The sequence below is a fragment of the Aeribacillus sp. FSL K6-2833 genome, from assembly GCF_037965815.1.
Lineage (GTDB): Bacteria > Bacillota > Bacilli > Bacillales > Aeribacillaceae > Aeribacillus > Aeribacillus composti.
Window position 1 is genome coordinate 2076008 of record NZ_CP150189.1, and the last position, 19282, is coordinate 2095289.

The 19282-nt window shown below is 39.6% G+C and carries 18 protein-coding genes; 5 read left to right on the top strand and 13 right to left on the bottom strand.

What is annotated here, in order from left to right:
• Positions 1-265: 265 nt before the first annotated feature.
• The 3 genes from NSQ94_RS10185 to NSQ94_RS10195 are packed head-to-tail and all read right to left on the bottom strand — an operon-like array spanning position 266 to position 1368.
• Positions 266-487 carry a hypothetical protein gene (locus NSQ94_RS10185; RefSeq protein ID WP_094245728.1) on the bottom strand — a complete coding sequence of 74 codons (222 nt, stop codon included), beginning with the start codon at positions 485-487 and terminating at the stop codon, positions 266-268.
• Positions 471-1007 (bottom strand): RNA polymerase sigma factor, encoded by a 537-nt coding sequence (locus NSQ94_RS10190; protein WP_094245727.1) that lies wholly within the window; start codon positions 1005-1007, stop codon positions 471-473. The genes NSQ94_RS10185 and NSQ94_RS10190 overlap by 17 nt, the downstream gene beginning before the upstream one ends.
• Positions 991-1368 (bottom strand): hypothetical protein, encoded by a 378-nt coding sequence (locus NSQ94_RS10195; RefSeq protein ID WP_063389541.1) that lies wholly within the window; start codon positions 1366-1368, stop codon positions 991-993. Before NSQ94_RS10195 ends, NSQ94_RS10190 begins: the two co-directional genes overlap by 17 nt.
• 387 nt (positions 1369-1755) lie before the next feature.
• Here NSQ94_RS10195 and NSQ94_RS10200 point away from each other — a divergent pair, with 387 nt between their 5' ends.
• On the top strand, positions 1756-2463 hold the full coding sequence (locus NSQ94_RS10200; RefSeq protein ID WP_144597991.1) for a DsbA family oxidoreductase: 708 nt from the start codon (positions 1756-1758) through the stop codon (positions 2461-2463).
• 545 nt (positions 2464-3008) lie between these two features.
• Here the strand turns inward: NSQ94_RS10200 and NSQ94_RS10205 are convergent.
• Together NSQ94_RS10205 and NSQ94_RS10210 are read right to left on the bottom strand one after the other, a co-directional pair.
• The gene (locus NSQ94_RS10205; protein WP_144597990.1) at positions 3009-4331 is read right to left on the bottom strand and encodes a hypothetical protein; all 1323 of its coding nucleotides are present in this window, start codon (positions 4329-4331) and stop codon (positions 3009-3011) included.
• Between the two features lie 105 nt (positions 4332-4436).
• Positions 4437-5039, bottom strand: coding sequence for a TetR/AcrR family transcriptional regulator (locus NSQ94_RS10210; protein ID WP_063389544.1), 603 nt, complete (start codon positions 5037-5039; stop codon positions 4437-4439).
• Between the two features lie 84 nt (positions 5040-5123).
• Here NSQ94_RS10210 and NSQ94_RS10215 point away from each other — a divergent pair, with 84 nt between their 5' ends.
• Positions 5124-5675: a hypothetical protein gene (locus tag NSQ94_RS10215; RefSeq protein WP_144597989.1), complete on the top strand. Its 552-nt coding sequence runs from the start codon at positions 5124-5126 to the stop codon at positions 5673-5675.
• 133 nt (positions 5676-5808) lie between these two features.
• Here NSQ94_RS10215 and NSQ94_RS10220 read toward each other — a convergent pair whose 3' ends face one another.
• Genes NSQ94_RS10220 through NSQ94_RS10230 form a run of 3 tightly spaced genes read right to left on the bottom strand, consistent with a single transcriptional unit; the run spans position 5809 to position 8207 of the window.
• Positions 5809-6057, bottom strand: coding sequence for a hypothetical protein (locus NSQ94_RS10220; RefSeq protein WP_063389546.1), 249 nt, complete (start codon positions 6055-6057; stop codon positions 5809-5811).
• Entirely contained in the window at positions 6050-7462 is a 1413-nt protein-coding gene (locus NSQ94_RS10225; protein ID WP_144597988.1) for a radical SAM protein, read from the bottom strand. Before NSQ94_RS10225 ends, NSQ94_RS10220 begins: the two co-directional genes overlap by 8 nt.
• The gene (locus tag NSQ94_RS10230) at positions 7452-8207 is read right to left on the bottom strand and encodes a prolipoprotein diacylglyceryl transferase family protein (protein ID WP_311067264.1); all 756 of its coding nucleotides are present in this window, start codon (positions 8205-8207) and stop codon (positions 7452-7454) included. The genes NSQ94_RS10225 and NSQ94_RS10230 overlap by 11 nt, the downstream gene beginning before the upstream one ends.
• A 576-nt stretch (positions 8208-8783) precedes the next feature.
• On the opposite strand from NSQ94_RS10230, the gene NSQ94_RS10235 reads away from it, so the two are divergent.
• Complete coding sequence (locus NSQ94_RS10235; protein WP_327848626.1) at positions 8784-9998, top strand: Gfo/Idh/MocA family oxidoreductase; 1215 nt, start codon at positions 8784-8786, stop codon at positions 9996-9998.
• Positions 9999-10135: 137 nt separating this feature from the next.
• Here the strand turns inward: NSQ94_RS10235 and NSQ94_RS10240 are convergent, their stop codons facing one another.
• The 4 genes from NSQ94_RS10240 to NSQ94_RS10255 form a co-directional block, all read right to left on the bottom strand.
• The gene (locus NSQ94_RS10240; RefSeq protein ID WP_063389550.1) at positions 10136-10711 is read right to left on the bottom strand and encodes a TetR/AcrR family transcriptional regulator; all 576 of its coding nucleotides are present in this window, start codon (positions 10709-10711) and stop codon (positions 10136-10138) included.
• Positions 10712-10907: 196 nt separating this feature from the next.
• Positions 10908-12701: a carbon starvation protein CstA gene (gene cstA, locus NSQ94_RS10245; protein ID WP_063389551.1), complete on the bottom strand. Its 1794-nt coding sequence runs from the start codon at positions 12699-12701 to the stop codon at positions 10908-10910.
• 170 nt (positions 12702-12871) lie between these two features.
• Positions 12872-13603 carry a LytTR family DNA-binding domain-containing protein gene (locus NSQ94_RS10250; RefSeq protein ID WP_066246670.1) on the bottom strand — a complete coding sequence of 244 codons (732 nt, stop codon included), beginning with the start codon at positions 13601-13603 and terminating at the stop codon, positions 12872-12874.
• Positions 13600-15351 (bottom strand): sensor histidine kinase, encoded by a 1752-nt coding sequence (locus tag NSQ94_RS10255; RefSeq protein WP_094245720.1) that lies wholly within the window; start codon positions 15349-15351, stop codon positions 13600-13602. Before NSQ94_RS10255 ends, NSQ94_RS10250 begins: the two co-directional genes overlap by 4 nt.
• A gap of 486 nt (positions 15352-15837) precedes the next feature.
• Between NSQ94_RS10255 and NSQ94_RS10260 the strand changes: the two genes are divergently transcribed.
• Together NSQ94_RS10260 and NSQ94_RS10265 are read left to right on the top strand one after the other, a co-directional pair.
• Positions 15838-15966 carry a hypothetical protein gene (locus tag NSQ94_RS10260; RefSeq protein ID WP_339199844.1) on the top strand — a complete coding sequence of 43 codons (129 nt, stop codon included), beginning with the start codon at positions 15838-15840 and terminating at the stop codon, positions 15964-15966.
• Between the two features lie 561 nt (positions 15967-16527).
• Positions 16528-18060, top strand: coding sequence for an FAD-dependent oxidoreductase (locus NSQ94_RS10265; protein WP_144598543.1), 1533 nt, complete (start codon positions 16528-16530; stop codon positions 18058-18060).
• 127 nt (positions 18061-18187) lie between these two features.
• On the opposite strand, the gene NSQ94_RS10270 is transcribed toward NSQ94_RS10265, so the two are convergent.
• Positions 18188-19135 (bottom strand): aldo/keto reductase family protein, encoded by a 948-nt coding sequence (locus NSQ94_RS10270; protein ID WP_066246666.1) that lies wholly within the window; start codon positions 19133-19135, stop codon positions 18188-18190.
• Positions 19136-19282: the final 147 nt, after the last annotated feature.

Genomic DNA, 19282 nt, shown 5'->3' on the forward strand with positions numbered 1-19282 from the left:
GGCTTCCCTAACGTGCTGAACGCTAGTTTCCATTCTCTAAAATATGTTCTTAGCATAGAAAAAATGTTGTGTGAGCCAAGCTTTCATACTGTAAAAGATCCGCGTCACATAAGAGCAGATTCGCCGAGTTAGCAGGCAGGACTGTCCGTTGCACTCTCAATGCTTTCGTTATAGAACTGAGAAGCTCCTGTTTCAAGTGTCAGTTAAACGGCGAGCAATTCATGGAAAAAGGGATCAACCTGCAAAGATGATCCCATCCATCGGTTCACAAAATCATCCAAACCGAAACAGCTAGCGAAACAACAATTGGAATAACCTGAATACATACCATCCCTTTAAAGGTGATTCGTTCTTCAGGAATCGGAAATGAAGCCTTTTCACACAGCCAATTAGCAAGCTTCTCCATTTTTGACTTTTTCATTGGAAAATCCGGTACTTCCACTGTATATTTTTTTAATAATTTATCAATTTCACGATCCTTTTCCATCAGATTCGATCCCCCATTCTTTCCTCATTTTTTGAACCGCTTGATGCAGCCTTGATTTCACCGTGCCCAAAGGTATGTTTAAGATGCGCGCAATATCCTTTTGTGACAGATCATGATAATAAAACAATACGATAACGGCCCGCTGTTCGTTTGAAAGCGATTGAAGCATCCGCTCGACCTCCATTTTTTCATCGGAACGGGATATGTTGACAGGCTCTTTATATAAAAACGGAAGAAGACGGTGCCACCTTGCTCTCATATTTATTTTGCTGATCATCGTATGATAAGCAATTTGAAAAAGATATGTCTTCAGCCTCCCTTTTTCAGGGGAAAAGTAATGCTTTTTTTGCTGCAGCTTCAAAAATGCATCTTGAACGACATCCATGCTAAGCTGGTCGTCCCGTGTACAACGGTAAATAAAGCGGAAAAGCGGTGCTCGATATCGTTCATAAAGCTCGTTCAAAGCTTCCGTATCACCGTTTTGAAATTTTTCCATGAGCTTTTCATCTGTTAAATTCATCTGACCACCGCTCTTTAATTCCTTTGAACACATACAGGATTCTTCCGATGAACCAAAGAAACGTCATTAAAGTAAACATAAACGATTGATGAAGGAAAAATTGAATGACAGGACTGTTAATGTTATCTCCCCTTATTAGAAAGATAAAGAGTCCTGTGAGGCAGCAAAATGAATAAATTGCGGATATAACCGTAATCGTATCCCAACGGGTCCAATAGAAATAAAGATCGGTTTTTTTAAAATCAATGTTTCCCCATCGATCCCGAACGACCTTTTTATTTAAAGAAGCGATCGAAACACCGAAAATCGTTCCGATGATTCCGCCTACAATTGAACTGATTACCCAGCCGGTTACAGGCATAATTGTCATCTCCTTTCCCATCATTCATTTGTTTATACAAATCGTGAAAGGAAAAAGTTCATTTTTCTCCGTAATTTTTTAATAAAAAGGCTTCAGGTTGATTTCATCTGTAATATTAACAAAATCGCTGTTAGTTCTAATGTTTCGCTGGCCGTTTTACATGAAACGCTCCGATTCCATTCCGTTGATCAACATTTTACATCTTCTTGCAGATAAATCTCACGCTTTTTTCGCAAACGTCATAGGTCCGAAACAGATTCAATCATTTTAATGTTTTATGAAAAATGAAGTTTTCCTGTTTCTTTCTGTCAAGTCGAAAAAGTTGAAGTTGTTTCTTTTCATTCGATACAATGGATGTGCGATTGATTGATAAAAGAAGGTGAAAACATGAAAATTGAAATATGGTCTGATTATGTTTGCCCATTTTGCTATATCGGAAAGCGGCGTATGGAAAAAGCGCTCGAGCTGTTTCAGCACAAGGAGCAAGCGGAAATCGTGTTCCGCAGCTTTGAGCTTGATCCAACCGCCAAAAAGGAATACGATCTTTCCATCCATGAAATCATTGCTCAAAAATACGGCATTTCCGTTGAGGAAGCGAAGCGGGCAAATAACGATGTTGCCAAACAGGCAGAGTCCGTCGGATTGACATTTCGCTTCGAGGAAATGAAGCCAACAAATACGTTCGATGCCCATCGATTAGCGAAATATGCAGATAAAAAAGGGAAAGGAAGAGAAATGCACGAACGGCTCTTTTATGCTTATTTCACTGAATCGAAATTAATCAGTGACCATCAAGTTTTAGTTGAACTCGCAGAAGAAATCGGCTTGGATGGCGACGAAGTCAAGCAAGTTCTTTCAAGCAGTCAATTGGAAGAGGAAGTTAGAAAGGATGAACAGGAAGCCTCACGTCTCGGTGTCAGAGGTGTGCCGTTTTTCGTCATCAACCGCAAATATGCCATTTCTGGGGCGCAGCCAACAGAAGTATTTTTGAAAAGCTTTCAAAAAATATGGGATGAAGAAAACTCTTCTTCGCCGCTCAAACCACTGGCAGCTGATGGCGGAGGACTATGCAACGATCAGAGCTGTGAAATGTAATTCGTTTTGACCGCAAATGGGCAGGAGGAACAACGGTCATCAATAACGACGTGTCCTCCTTTTGCATTTCTTTCAGTTCATGACATCTGTCAATTGCTCACATTGCAAAGTTTGATTTAATTTATTTACTTAAATTCGTCTGTTACCACGTGTAAAAGAACCGAATCGTCAGGTTATCAATGTATACATCCTTTGTTACATTGACTAACCTTCCCAAGTTTTTTTAGAGGAACAATTCTTACTTTACTCCTCAAACTATGAAATTTAGGCGGTGCGGCCGCTCATTATGTCTTCATAACGGTGATGAATTTTTTTTGATCTGCTTTTCCTTTTTTTATGATGCAAAGACCTTTCCATTTTATTACTACTTGCACCCGAAATAAAAAAATCCACGTCAAAGTCCCAGAGGTAAAATACTGGGATTTTGACGTGAATCTCCATTTTCCCTTCAAATTTATGAATTTTACATCCATCGCAACATTGTAAATGATTTCAAAGAACGGACTTTTTTCCATTTAATGTTTGATTATCCATTTCTTCATAAATTAAATTCTCGCTTCAAAAATGACCGCCTCTTGATCAAATTTCATATCCAATAGACCCTCTGTTTTATTTATAAAAGAGTTCCAATTGTTGATAAGATTATTGTAAGTAAATGGATAATACGCATGATGCGCCGACCAATCATTTTGAAAAAACATGTCCCAGTCGTTTTTTGAGGAATGATAACGGACAAGATCATTCCAATTCGCATCATTTGTTTTTTGTTCATATGAAACGTAAGCAGACGGTATAATATGCAAAAAGACATGATCTATATTTTTTTCTTTTACGTGCCTTCTCATGCTTGAAATAATGTCATCGATGATTTTCGAATCAAGTATGGAATAAGCCCTTTTGCTCCGTCCATATGCTTCTTCCCTCTTTTCCTCCTGGAAGCGGTTGTATGATTCAATCGTTTTTTGGATAAATGATTGGTATACATGCTCAAGGTTGCCGCGCATTTTTTCAGACAATGGTGTATGAAGCAATGCTTCCAGCTTCATCCCTAATAATCCGAGTTCAATCCCGATTTGTTCTTCGCTTTTTGCAGCCGTATAGCCATGTTCTGTTCGGACCGCTTCTTGATAAAAGGATCCAGCCGCTTCAAAATCATATATCGTATATTGATCGCCTGTTTCTAAAGCGCTTTCCTTTTGTAAAAATTGTTGGCGGAGCGCCTCCAACTTAAAAGTATGGCTGCCCCTTAACAGCTGTTCAACATCCGTTCTGTCGATTTGGGCATAATTCTCATGCTTGCGTAAAAAAGATGTATATTGTCCAATGCGCTGTTCATAAGCTTTTAAAATGTCGTTATACATCTCCTCTTTCACGTCTGGGAGACCATGCTTCACAAAAAAGCCGCCAACTGATTTTGAAAAAGAATCAGCTAACTGTTGGATGCTTTGTTGAAAAAATTGATCGAGTTTGTCGAGCCGCTCTTTTCGTTGTTCACCAAAAAAATTTTCTTCAATCCAGTTTTTTAAATAAACATATTCTGAAGCTAGATCATCAATTTTTTCACCGAGGCGGTCAAAACGCCCAAATCCTGCCCGCCCCCTTGCTTTCGCGTAGAACTTAGTTGATTTCCAAGGAACGATCAGAGCGTTTGACTTTCCCCTTTTTAACGTGATTGTTTTCAGAACAGATCCGCGTGCCAGCGCTTCCTTCTTCAAATCTTTTATGTTGTCCTTTTCTGATTGGGCCCCAAGATTGGATTCATATATTTTTTCAACAATAGACTGTTTTTTCTCATGTTCTTTCAATGATTGCTGCAGAGCAACAATAGGTGAAAAACTGAATTGATCTGTGTAATAAAGCTGAACCATTTTCCCACCTCCTTTTATATCAGAAGCTAGAAAGGATTCCTAAACTTTCATTTTTTTAAGGATGCGAATTTGTTTGATTTATATTCTTAGTTTCGACGGAAACCATTATAAAACCTCTTGTTTGCACAAAGATTTTAAGTGACTGTCCAAAATGGATTCGATCATCTCATTAGATAAATATTCCGGATGCATTAATCCATGAATGGCCAAGCCATCGATCAGCGCATACAGACGGTCCACCTCCAGCTCTACATTGATATTCGGCCGCGCAAGATCAAGTTTGACTAAAGTCTTGATGACCTGTTCAAATCCATAACGCATTTTAAGATATACTTCTTTGCTTAAAGGCTGAAGTTCCGGCTCCGAAAGAGCTTTCTGGGTAAAAGCAAACCATACCTCCATTTCTTTCTTTGTATCATCTTCAAGCGGCAAAACCTCCCGGATCATCCTTTTCATTGCATCAAGCGGCGGCATAGAAAAATCAATTTCGTTAATTCGTTGACTCACCCTTTCCGACACCAATTTCATTGCAAACGACAGCAGTTCTGCTTGAGTTGAAAAATAATGTCTTAATGAACCAACGGAAACTCCTGCTTCTCTCGCAATATTGCGAACGGTTGCTTTTTCCATCCCGCCTTTCGCAATGACATTCCATGTCGCTACAGCAATTTTTTCTCTTTGTTTTACGTGATCCACTTTTTTCGGCATATTTTTATTATATCATGGTTGTTTTTTTAATACACTTGTGTTAAATTTTTATTTAATACGTGTGTTTTAAAAAGGAGTGGAATCATGATCGGTTGGCTCATTGTCATATGCGAAATTTTGTTTTGGATATTTGTCGGCGCCGGATTATTCGCCAGATATATTCTAGGCTGGAAAAAAATCGGGTCGCTCCTTCTATTGTGTACGCCTCTTATCGATCTTGTTTTAATCATCGCAACGGTTTTCGATTTGAAAGACGGCGCAACAGCTCATTTTGTACACGGATTGTCTGCTGTATATATTGGGGTTTCGGTTGCATTTGGCAAACGGATGATTCAATGGGCGGATGAACAGTTTGCTTACCGATTTGCTGGAGGAAAGCGGCCAAATAAACGGCCTCAATTCGGAAAACAGCATGCTGCTTATGAACGGCAAGGCTGGTACCGCCACCTTCTAGCATGGATTATTGGGAATGCACTTCTCCTGTTCATGGTTCTTTTCGTCAACGATTTCCAGAAAACAGAAGCACTTCTATCATTTTCGGCAAAATGGACGTTCATCCTGTTTATCGATTTTTTATGGAGCTTCAGCTATACAATATGGCCGAAAAAAGAGGCGAAAGGGCATTATGAAAGTTAAAAAAAGAAATTTGTAATCCTAGAATTTGACCATTTTCCCCTAGATTAGCGCTACAGAGCTTGTAGAGAAGGACAAATTTTTCTCTACAAGTTTTATTTACAGCTTTTTATACCATGTTTGTAAACTCTTTACGTTAGTACCATCCCATCATAAACACTCCGAAACATGCTGTATTCACTAAAAACGTAATCCCAGCTGCGATCAGTATTCCTTGAGCAATCGCTGTTTTTCTTTTCATTAAGGCGATCACGACTGCTGGAATGATATAAATCACCTGAACAAAACCGATAAAAAAGATCGTAATCGGAAAAATCAACAATAGCCCATGTAAAAGAAGCACAATACCGATGCCTTTCCAAATGTCTTTTGTATGCTCATTCATGCACAGTCATCGCCATTTCTGTTTGAATTTCTTTCAGCCGGTTTTCAAGGCTGTCCCTGTAAAACAAGTTATACGTGTCAAACGGAATGATGCGGCCGTCGTGATGTACAATATGAATACAGGATTTTTTAACTGAACGAACATCAAAGTTATAAGCATCTAAAAATTGCATAATAATTACACGAAACACATTGTTATAGCTGATATTTTCCGGTATCGCTACTTTCGGCAGACAGCATAATAAATCTTTTAGTGACATCGCGGAAGAGCCGGGAGAATGATTTAAACTGAATAGCTCAAAAACTTTATGTTTCAATTGTTCATCCTGTTCAAATACGATCGTATTTTGATCTCCTTCAAGGAGAATATGCGGATCGATCATACCCGTCAGAGGCTTCACTTCCCCGTTTAACTTCAGCGCATACCCCATAGCCAAACAGTCAGGATGGCAAGGGACAGGAATAATATCGTCTGCTTGAAAAACCTCCGATTGCTCGATAATCATGCTGCGGACTTCGCTCAACGTTAATCGGTCAGTTGCAGGGTTAAAATTTTTTGTTCTTCCGGCAATTTGCACCGGCTGAAAGGTGACTCCCCTGACTGCCTGCTGCGAAAGACCGTATTTAATGATTTTTCCGACCTCCTGATCGTTTACACCTTTTTTTAACGTGACAACTAATGTTGTGGAAATGTTGTATTCATTTAAATGTTCTATTGCCTTCTCTCGGACTGCACGCAAATCTACTCCGCGCAGATCGATTAACGCCTCTTTTTCAAAACTGTCAAACTGCAAATAAATTTCAAATCCGGGCATGTAGCGAGCCAGCTTTTCAGCAAATTTTTTGTCCTGGGCAATTTTAATTCCGTTTGTATTCACCATTATATGCTTAATTGGCTTCGATTTCGCCATTTCTAATATCTCGAAAAACTGTGGATGGATCGTTGGTTCACCGCCGCTGATTTGAACGATATCTGGTTCCCGCTCATTTTTCACAATCGCATCAAACATCTTCTCAATTTCCTCTAGTGGGCGCCATTTCTGTTTTTTCGGGGAAGACTCCGCATAACAGATCGGGCATTGCAAATTGCACTGATCCGTAACTTCCACCAATGCCAAGCAGCTGTGCTGCTCGTGATCCGGACATAAGCCGCAATCATACGGGCACCCGTATTGAATGGAGGTATTCCAGCGATACGGCATTTCTGCACGCTTCAAAAATTCACGGCATTTTTTGTAATATTCGATATCGGTTGAGATCAATACTTTTTCTCTTCCATGATGACGGCAATGTTTTACTAAAAAAACTTGATCATTCTCAAATATGACTTTTGCTTCCGTTTTCCGCAAACATTTCGAACAAATGCTGTTCGTTAATTCATAGAAAATGTATGGTCTATTTGGCATACTGAAATTTCTCCCTTCTTTTTTTCCTTATAAGGAACAAATAGTACATCAATCCGACGAAAGCTGCTAACTGAATGTTGTTTAACCCAAAATACGGGTGAGGTGTCGGCTTGATAAAATCAATAAAAAAGCGAAACAGCAAATAGGAAACCATAAAAAACTGGAACAGAAACCCTTCCCACGGAGCTGTTTTCTTTTTTCTTATGTATAGAACGAAAAAACCGATCAGCCATAAATAGACAATTTCATATATTTGAGTTGGATGTCTCGGCACGCCGTCTCCAAAATCAACACCCGTCACCCAAGTCGTTGGGGTGCCGTGCGTATGGTCTGAGAGGCCGGTGAAAAAACAGCCTATCCTGCCAATGCTCATGCCAATAATAAGCGGTAAGACAAAATCATCGCCTGTCGAGCGCTTCCAGCCGATTAGCTTTTTTGCAGTTTCAACTCCGATCAATCCTCCAAGCAATCCACCGACGATCGTTTTCCCGGCCATTAAATAGTTGAGATTCGTCACATTTTTCAGCGTTTCAACAGGATTTTCAAGCCAATACAGGAGCTTTGATCCTAACGCAGCCCCGGCTATCGCACCGATCACGACCCACATCGCCTTATCAAGCGGAATTCTTTCTTTATTTCTCGTATGCAAGTAAACTCTGAAACCGACAAAATAAGCCAAAGTCTCAAAAAATAAATGCGGATGAATCGAAACAGGACCCAAATGTATATAAACAGGAAAATCCATTTTACACCTCTTTTTGCAAAACCTTACTTTCATCATATCAAAAAATACGAATTTATTGTTTTAATATTTTAAACATTACAATAAAAAATTTCGTTGCATCAGTTATATTTTTTCCCCGTCTCAACTAAACTAATGGAAGCGCCGGCAAATATTTTCGAAAGCTGATTTTTGTTCAACAAGCTTAGCATCAATAAGTGATTCCAAACTGTCCGCATCAGCCCATTTGCAGAAAAGCTATATTTTCTAATGTTTATAATCAAGGCAGATTGGATTTTTCCGGAAGCAAATCCCGAATTTCCTTTGAATCATGATGGCAATCGCTTTTGCATACAAATAAATAATTAAAAGTTATTTGTTAGGAATCGTTGTTTGAGCAGGTTTCCTAGATTTGATTCAACGATCATCCTGTCATTTCCTTGCTCTCATTCACGCAAATCTTTCAAACTTTTTTTACACTTTACAGAATCGGTTTTGAAAAATATACATCCTACTAATTGTGCAATTCAAAATTTACGAGACTATATTTTCGTTTATAATGAAGTTGTCAAATTCCATAACGTAAAGGGGGAAAACACCATGTCTGGCAAGATGAAGACTTACCGAGTGGGGATCGCAGGTGCGGGCGCTTTTGCCACTTTTTTGTCCGGTGCGCTTGCACGGCTGCCTGAATTTCAATTGACAGCTGTCGCAGGAAGGACGGATACAAAACGGGAGAGCGTGATGGCTGCTTATCAAAAACAGAGACATAATGCGATAACGCCAAAAGAATATTATGAGGCAGCCGACCTTATAGCCGATCCTGAAATCGATATTGTCATTTTAGCAACACCGCCCCATCTTCACTCCTCACTTAGCCGACTGGCTTTAACACACGGAAAGCATGTCTTGTTAGAAAAACCTGGTGCCCTTTATGCCAAGGAACTTTTGGAAAATGCGAACTATGCAAAAAAACAAAAGCGTGCATTCGCCGTGAACCTTGTATTGCGTTACAATCCGCTAGTAGAAGCTGTTGAATGGATCGTCCGCCATCGGCTGCTTGGATTCGTGCATCATGCAAGTCTCACCAACTCGGCTCATCACGTCGCCAATGGCCATTGGTTTTGGAATGATCAACTAAGCGGAGGCATTTTTATTGAACATGGAGTTCATTTTTTTGAGGTCGGTCGCCACTTACTCGGAGAAGCGGTCGATGCGAATGGTTTTGCTCTGACGGAGGAAAACGGTGAAAAACAGCGTGTTTGGGCGAGCGTTCTTCAAAAACCAGTTTATCAACAAGACGAAAAAAGTTCGGGAAACAACATATATTCTTTAGTTCCTGTTCAATATTACCACGGCTTTACGATGGATCCTGACGCACCGGAATCGACAAAATGGGAAATTCATTGCACTCATGGACGGATTGTACTTGAAGGATGGATTCCCCAAAAATTATATTTAGAGGGCAAAATCTCAAAAGAACAGGGCGAGCTGATCGATCAAATACTAGACAGCATACCGAAAAAACCGGTAGAAAACGCTGTTGAAAAAGTACGCTCTTCAGCCTTTCATTGTTTCAAAAATAAATCGTTCCCGCTTGAAGCACTATCCAGCATTTCATACGAACGGACAATCAAATTGGAGCAGCGGCAATTGTGGTATGAGGCAATGGTACAAGACCGTTTCCTTGATTTTTGCCGAATCATTGAAGAAGAAGGATGGGAAGGATTTGTTACAGCTGAAGACGCCGTGAAAGACTTAGAACTGGCAAATCGTGTAACGTTTAATAAAACGGAGCAGCCGCTAACCGAATAAATTGGTTAGCGGTTTTAAATAGCATTTTATCCGATGGAATACGACTGATCTAATCTCGTTTTTTTATTTCGCATATACACTAATGCGAAATGATGTTAAAGTCATTCCAGCACCTTTCATGTTCCTCCTTTTAAAATTTAATTTTTATTCAAAATCCCCTCTAAGAACAAAAGGGACACTTGGTCCGCAAGTTCATTTTCTGTTTTTTCTCCTGTCATTACATATCGTTCAATAATGTGCTCGATCACTGAGAGAAATGCTTCACCGGCAAATTGAGTGTCAATTTCCGTTTTAACAATTCCAAGTCTTTGATTGTTGCTCATATTTGCTGCTATTTTTTCAACAATGATGCTTCGTAAACGATCATCTTTGTTCTCCCTGAGTGCAACTTTCGTTAAGTGAGGATTTTTTCCGAGAAACTTCAGAATGTCAGCGATTGTCTCACGGACATGGTCTTTCACATGCTCCGGTTGTATATCAGCCACTTTTTTTCCTGCATCACTAAAATGAATTAACTGCTTTTCAAAATCTTCAAGCATTTGTTCGAAAATTTCTTCCTTGCTGTTGAAATAAAGATAAAAAGCTGCCTGCGTGAGCCCTGCTTTTGCCACAATATCGCTGATCTTTGTAGCATGAAAACCTTTATGAGCGAACAGCTCCGCAGCAGCTTGAAATATTTTCTTTTTGCTCTCTTCTCCTTTATTTCTCGCCATAAAAATCACCCTTTTTTATACAACTAACTAATTAGTTAGTTGTTATTGTACATGATATTGCTTTTACGATCCATTACTTCCATTAAGTTTTTTTGCCATCGTTTTATCATTTCTCCTCCTCTGTCGCCACCGCTGTTGTGATGCTTAAACAAATAAAGAGCGGCATCAACAAATGAGCCGCCCAATTACCCTTGTGTCAGGCTGATTTAGCCTCCATTTGAAAGCCCGGATCATTCCATATTTCAATCCATTTTTTCAATGCCGTTGCCAAGATGACAATACCAAGAACGAGCATAATGATGGATAAAATTCCGTTTAATACGTTGTAGCCTGCAGCTTCCGGATTCAAATAAACATTTACGGTCATCCAGTAGCCTGCATAGTTTACTGTAGCAAATAAATAAGCTAACGGAATGAGGCAAGTAAGCATATATCTTCGTTTATCGGCAATTTTTAAAATGACTGTCGCACCGACAATCAGTCCGATGGACGCCATCAGCTGGTTCGATACGCCAAACAATGCCCAAACCGATCCAATATCTCCTGAGTAAAGCAGGTACCCCCACATAAAACAGGCTAAAGCGCTTGCAAATACGGAAGCCGGAACGGAGTCTACCTTTTTCAATGGTTTATACACTTCACCGAAGAAATCTTGAATTAAATAACGTGCTACACGTGTTCCTGCATCAATCGCAGTTAAAATGAAAACAGCCTCAAACATTATAACAAATTGGAAAAAATATGAAGCCAAATTCTCAAACCATGGAATCGCAGTAAAAATATAAGTCATTCCAACTGCAAGTGTAACCGCTCCACCTGTTCTTCCTTCCAAATTTAAACCTATTTCCTGGCTTAAAGCTGGTAAATTAATAACATCCATTCCAAGTGTCCGGAATACTTCCGGTGCGGAATTGATCGCAAAATAATCTGCCGGATGAAGAGCTGTTGCAGCGATCAGCGCCATGATGCCGACCAAACATTCCACCAACATGGCTCCAAAGCCGACAACTTTTATATCGCTCCACTTATTAAGCATTTTCGGCGTTGTACCCGATCCGACAAAAGCGTGAAATCCTGAAATCGCACCGCATGCAATTGTAATCGATATAAACGGCCAAACAGGTCCAGCTAAAATCGGCCCTCCGCCGTGGATAAATTCTGTAAAGGCCGGCATTTCAATAGAAGGATTAATGATAAAAACACCAATGATCAGCGCAATGAACACACCGATTTTCATAAAGCTGCTCAAATAATCACGAGGAGCAAGCAGCAGCCAAACCGGCAAAGCCGCAGCAAAAAATGCATAGATTGGTAAAATAAGCGCCAAAGTTTTAGTATCGAATGTCAACCAATCCCCAAGAGCTGTTTCTTGTATGGAAGGTCCTGCGAAAACACCTATCATTAATAAAATAAAGCCAACTGTTGAAGCTAATTTTAAATTGCCTGTTTTCTTATAGAAAATTCCGACTCCCATTGCAATAGGAATGGTGATTCCGACTGCAAACGTGCCCCAAGGGTTTTTTTCCAATGCATGAAGAACAACCATGGAAAGACCAGCCATTGTTATGGTAATAATAAACAGCATGGCAAGTCCTGTACAAAAGCCGGCTACCGGACCTAATTCTTCTTTTGCTACTTCCGATAATGATTTCCCTTTTTGCCGCATGGAAGCAAATAACACGACTGCATCATGGACGGCTCCCCCAATTACGGCACCAATCAAAAGCCACAGCAGACTGGGCAAATATCCAAATTGTGCGGCCAAGATCGGTCCGACGAGCGGTCCTGCTGCAGCAATAGCGGCAAAGTGATGCCCGAAGCTTACCCATTTATTCGTCGGAACATAATCCTTTCCATCATTTAATTCGTGAGCTGGTGTCGGTTTTGAATCATCCAGCTTCAACACTTTTACAGCCATAAATGTTCCGTAAAGACGGTAAGCGATCATTAAAATACACATTGAGGCAATCACGATTGTAATCGCATTCATTTTTTTGCAACCTCCCCTTTGTTCTTGCTTTTTACATTCATTGTATTAAATAAACATCTTCATGATCGGTTTTCAAAACAAAATGCAAGAATCCGGGGATAAATCGTCAATTTCTTAAATTGAATTGCAACAATTTTGTCACAAATATTGCTTAAAGCTTTCAGCTTTTTTTAAATGCCCAATCGCTTTTTCAGTTCCTTCGTATAAGTTCTGCTGACCGGGATCGAATCGCCATTTTTCATGATTACATGATACGTGGAGTTGAACCACGGCTGAATTTCAACTATTTCATTCAAGTTGACTAAATAAGCTCTATGAACACGCATGATGTGCGTTTGCTGCAGCTTTCTTTCAAAAGTGACAAGCGATTCTTTAACTTCATATTTTTGATCGCGGCAAGTGATAATGGTTTTTCCGTCATTAAACTCAATATAAAGAATATCTTTCACGTTAATAAGCAGAATGCGGTCGTCTAATGATACAGGAATCTTTTCATCCTGCATTTGAAAATATTGCGGTCTTTTTTCTTGGCGGGCTTCCAGCCGCTTTGAAATTTTTTCAATTGTATGAAATATCCTTTCTTCATCAAACGGCTTCAAAATGTAATCAACCGCATTCAGCTCAAATGCTTTTAAAGCGTACTCATCATAAGCGGTTGCAAAAACAATCTCAGGTCTATGATCAATCTCCATTAGCTTTTCAGCAAGTCTAATCCCTTGTTCATGAGATGACAGCTGTATATCAAGAAAGATCACATCCATGTCGGTCTGGCGGATTTTTTCAATCGCTTCATCCATTTGTTCCGCTTCCCCAACAATCTCTACCTGCTTGCTCCTTTTAAGCAAGTAAATAAGTTCGTCTCTTGCCAACGGTTCATCCTCCACGATAAAAGCCTTGATCATACGGCTACTTCTCCTTTCATTTCTAATGGAAACTTAATCGTCACTTTCGTTCCATTTTCATCGCTTTTAATATGGAAGGCTCCGGCGGAACCATAAATTTCTTCTATTCGTTTTTTTATATTCCAAAGAGCTGTTCCTGTTCCATCATTCGATTGAACGGTCTGATTTCCCAATTGGCGCAATAAATGATCAGGAATGCCGCTGCCATTATCTTCGGTGATTAAGATCATTTGATCATTTTCTGCATACGCCCGAATGGACACTTTCCCATGCTCCTTATTGGCAAAAGCGTGCTTGATGGCGTTTTCGACGAGAGGCTGAAGCGTAAACGGCGGAACCATTACTTTCTTTAAGCTTTGGTCAATATCAAAACTTACATGATATTTATCAGGAAATCTTGTCTGCTCAATAGATAAGTACGCTTCAACATGCTCAAGCTCTTTTTCAAGCGGAATGACAAATTGTCTAGCTCCCTGTAAATTACTTCGGAAGAACACGCTTAATTTTAAAAGAAGCTTTCTAGCTTTATCCGCATCAGTTCTGATCAAGCTGGAAATCGTGTTTAACGAATTGAACAGGAAATGCGGATTAATTTGCGCCTGCAAAGCTTTAATTTCTGCATCTTTCAGCAGTTTTCTCTGCAGTTCTGCATCAGCAAGCTCCAATTGGGTAGAAAACAGCTTGCTAAGTCCTTCCGCCAGCTCTTGCTCCACTTTATCCATAAGACTCGGGTCTAAAAAATAAAGCTTTAACGTGCCAACCGTTTGGTTGTGTACTTGAAGCGGCATAACAATCGCTGACTGAAGCGGACAATCAGAATTTGGGCATTGGATTTCCTCCTTCGATTTTGCTTTAATGATTTTACCCTGCTCTAAAACCTTTTTTGTCAGCTTTGTTACTAAAGTTTGCCCCTGCTTATGATGATCAGAACCGGCACCGATATGAGCGAGGACAATTTCCCGATTGGTAATGGAAATGGCATCTGCTTTCGTCCATTTTAAAATAATTTCCGCTACTTTTTTACACGAATGCTCATTTAAGCCTTTTCGGAAAAATGGCAAGGTCTGCTGCGCGATGTAAAAAGATTTATGTGTTTGAAGCGCCTTCGTCCGCTCTTCCTCCACTAGAATCGAATGAATAATTAAAATAAAAATAAGAGTCCCAAATCCGTTAATCGTAATCATCGGAAGAGCGATTAATTCTACAAGCTTAACTGCGGATTCAAACGGGCGGGCAAGTAAGAGAATAAGTCCCATTTGAGTACATTCCATAAAAATTCCGGTCAAAACAGCTTTCCAAGGTGAAAAATTGTCTTTTATTCTAAAACGCTTCCAAAGGAAACCGGTCACGAATCCAGCCAAAATAGTAGATGCTCCGCAAGCAAACGCGGTAAATCCTCCTAATGTCATCCGATGCAGTCCTGCTACTAGACCAGTGCCGATGCCGACGAATGGACCGCCAAGCAATCCCCCAATCACTACTCCCATAATTCTTGTATTGGCAATTGCGGCATCTCCATCCACTTCTATTTGCCATGTTTGTGAGCTGATATTGCCTTGAGCAATTTCGACACCAGTATAATTACTAATAATGCCAAAAGATCCAAATACGGCAATCAGCATTAGCTTTTCGCTTAATCCATGCTCATGATGAATCATTCGCCGAAATGCCTTCATCCTTGATAACAAAAAAGCTAAAATGACTAAAATTCCCACTCGCTCCAGCATTAAAGGCATTAAATCAAACAAGACAGACACACTCCTTTACACCGATATTCCAGCTTTTGTTCGCTCGCGGTGTCAATATTCATTGTACCTATTAAAGGATGTTGAATAAAGTTTAATGTTCACAATGGTTATCATTACTATTACATTTTAAGCTTCTCAAAATGGATTTTTAGGCAGTACTCATTATAATATGGGTGTTATAGTGAAACTTAGAGCTGGTGGAGATGCGGTAATTGATGCGGCAAGACATTTTAACATAATAGACGCAGCTACTGCCAGAACGTTTAAAAATAATAGTAAAAATCGGAAATTGGTTAACGCAATTTGAAAACGCTCGTTCAGATGCAACTGCTATGGTTAGAACAAGACTTCCAGTTTACTTAAAAAAGAATAGAATGAGTAAAACTACCGCTGAGAACATTGCAATAGCTGTAAGCTGGCCTATTCGTATGGCAGATGTCTTATTCTTTTAGGAGTGATACTTGTGGGGATTTTAACTGTAAGTGAATGGATGAAAAAAATGGTTTAAATGAAGATGATATAAATTTTATCGAAACAATTTTGACTTTTGCTCCAACATTACAAAACCCAGTGGCTGAGAGTGAAGAATCAATAACAAAGTCAATAATAAAATAAATAGCCTTTTCCCTGAAAGAAAGGTGAAAATTAATAGAAAGGGCACTTATCAAGATTTTAAAAATATATTAAATGAAAATAAAATATTCATAAACCTAAGTGAATTATAGAGTAGATACCATTCTCAAGGAATGTGCAAGGATTTATGTGAAAAATTACTTAAAGAATACAATGATAATAAAAATGTGTCATTTTAGTTATTTCGGTTGTAGTCATATAATAACTATTCGAGTGCTCTTCGTAAAAAAACTTATGCTTTAATGTTTGTCCATTATAATTTATATTGTCTAATTAAGGAAAAAGCCTAATTTCTCATCATTTAAAATGAGAGAATTAGGCTTTTTATTTCGGAATTTACTTAGTGTTCTAAATCTGCATTTTCCTACAGCAACCCTAAGTAGAAGAAAGGAATGATTGGGATCAGCAAAAAACTTATTTCTTTGAAACGTAGCATATCTTAATTGAAATAAAAAGGTCGCTCAAAATTATCAGATGCACATAACAACCCAAATATTAGGAAAAGATAAAAGCATCATCAGTTCTAATAGGAGGAACTTTTTTATGAAAGAAGCCGTTAGTAAAAATGAACTTCCTCAGCTTTCAAAACCGTTTTGGCCAGATTCTGTTCAGCTGCCCTCCTTCAACAAGCTTGACAAAGATATTTTTGTTGATGTAGCGATTGTTGGCGGCGGGATCGCAGGCATCACAAGCGCCTATCTGCTTGCGAAAGAAGGAATCAAAACCGCGCTGATCGAATCGGATCGTATTTTAAATGGTACGACCGGACATACAACCGCAAAAGTCACCGCACAACACGGGCTGATTTATGATGAATTTATACAGCACTTTGGGGAAAGCAATGCAAAGCTATATTATGAAGCAGCCAGCGATGCGATGGAGTTTATCAAACAAACGATACAGGAGCACAACATCGAATGCGATTGGAAAGAAGAGGATGCATATGTTTATACGAATTCAGAGCAATACATAAAAAAAATCGAAAACGAATATAAAGCATATGAAAAGCTTGGAATTCAAGGAGAGCTTGTGGAAAACATCCCTGTTCCCGTACAGGCAAAAACAGCAGTTGTGATGAAAAATCAAGCCCAATTTCATCCGTTAAAATATTTGCAAAAGCTTGTGGAAAACGCGTCGGAAAAAGGGATAGACATCTATGAGAATACAGCAGCTGTCGATATAAAACATGGCCCACACCCGAAAATTTTGACAAAAGACGGTTATCACATTTTGTGCAACTATGTATTCATTTGTTCGCATTTTCCTTTCTATGATGCCGCCTTTTATTTTTCAAGAATGTATGCGGAAAGATCGTATATTATTGCTGTCAAAACAAAAATTGAGTATCCCGGCGGCATGTACATCAGCGCCGAAAATCCGGTTCGGTCGCTTCGGTCCGTCACGATCAATGGAGAAAAGCTTGTGCTGATCGCAGGTGAAAATCATAAAACTGGACAAGGAATCCCGATGATTCAGCATTACGAGTCCCTTCAAGCTTTTGGCGATCAAGCATTCGGCATACAAAAAATTCCTTACCGATGGTCTACTCAAGACTTAACAACGTTGGATAAAATTCCTTATATTGGACATATAAACGAACAGAAAGCAAATATCCTGTTTGCGACAGGGTTTCGAAAATGGGGAATGACAAACGGCACAGCCGCCGCACGACTGCTTGTCGATATAATTAAAGGGAAGGAAAACCGATATCGCGAGCTTTTTACCCCAGCAAGATTTCAAGCAGATCCAAGCGTGAAGCAGTTTATTTCAACAAATACAGATGTTGCAAAGCATTTGATTGAAGGAAAGCTTGAGTTTGCTCTAAGAAAGCCGGAAGATTTAGCCCCTGATGAAGGAGCAGTCGTTTCCTATAACGGAAAAAGAGCCGGTGCCTACAAAGATGAAAATGGCAGCCTCCACATCGTAGATACTACCTGCACCCATTTAGGCTGTGAATTAGAATGGAACAGCGGCGAGAAAACATGGGATTGTCCATGCCATGGTTCGAGATTTTCAATAGACGGCGATGTTGTAGAAGGTCCGGCACTCAAATCAATTAAGAAATTAAAGGGGTGACTGCATCGCTTCCAAGTCCAAAAAATGAAAAATAAAAGGGAGAAAGACTTGTTGAACAAAAACAATCCTTTCTCCCCTTTTTTATTGAAACGTCTGTTCTTCAATCAAAATTCTGCCATAAGGAGAACTACGACAGGATTTGCTCAATTTCCTCGAGCACATCTTCCGTTAATTCCACATCAATTGCTTTGACGTTTTCTTCGACTTGCTCCGGCTTGGTGGATCCGATCAGAGCGCTGGCAACATTCGGCTGCCGCAATACCCAAGCAATCGCCAATTGGGAAAGTTTAATTCCTAATTTATCCGCCACTTTTCCTAATTTTTCTACCTTCAATAAATTTTCATCTGTCAGCAAATCATTGATATATTTATTTGCTTTTGGATCACTCGCACGGCTTCCTTCCGGGATGTCTCCATTGCGCTTATATTTCCCCGTCAGAACACCTTGTGCAAGCGGCGAAAAAACAATTTGGCTAATACCGTTATGTTCGCAGACTGGAATAATCTCCTTCTCAATATAACGGTTCAGCATATTATATTGCGGCTGGTTGACCACGATGCGGTCCAGCAAATATCGATCTGCTGTGCCAAGAGCTTCTTGTATTTGCTGAGCAGTCCATTCACTGACGCCGACATATAACACTTTTCCTTGCCGGACAAGATCATCAATTGTGCGCAACGTTTCATCGACCGGTGTTTCCGGATCATAGCGGTGGCAGTAATAAATGTCAACGTAATCTAATTGAAGGCGTTTTAAACTGGCATGGAGCTGTTCAAACACATGCTTCCGCGATAAGCCTTTGTCATTGGGGCCATCTCCCATCGGCCAAAATACTTTCGTTGCCAAAACATATGATTCACGCGGATATTTCCGCAATGCTTCACCGACGACCTTTTCCGCTTCCCCAGTTGCATAAACGTTCGCTGTATCAAATGAATTGATGCCTAGCTCATACGCTTTGTCAATCGTCCGAATGGCCGTTTCTTTTTCGATGGAGTTTCCGTATGTAAGCCAGCTTCCCAAGCTGATTTCGCTAACCTTTAGCCCCGTTCTTCCCAATTTGCGATATTTCATTTATTCATCCCCTTTTTTCAAAAAATAGCAAAAAATTCATTCAAGACTCATTATAATACTAAACATTTCGAATCTGAAAGCAATTTGTTTGAAGGGGACAAAAATCTATCATTTTTCCGCATGTGAAAAAGTTCTCTAGTTTTCATA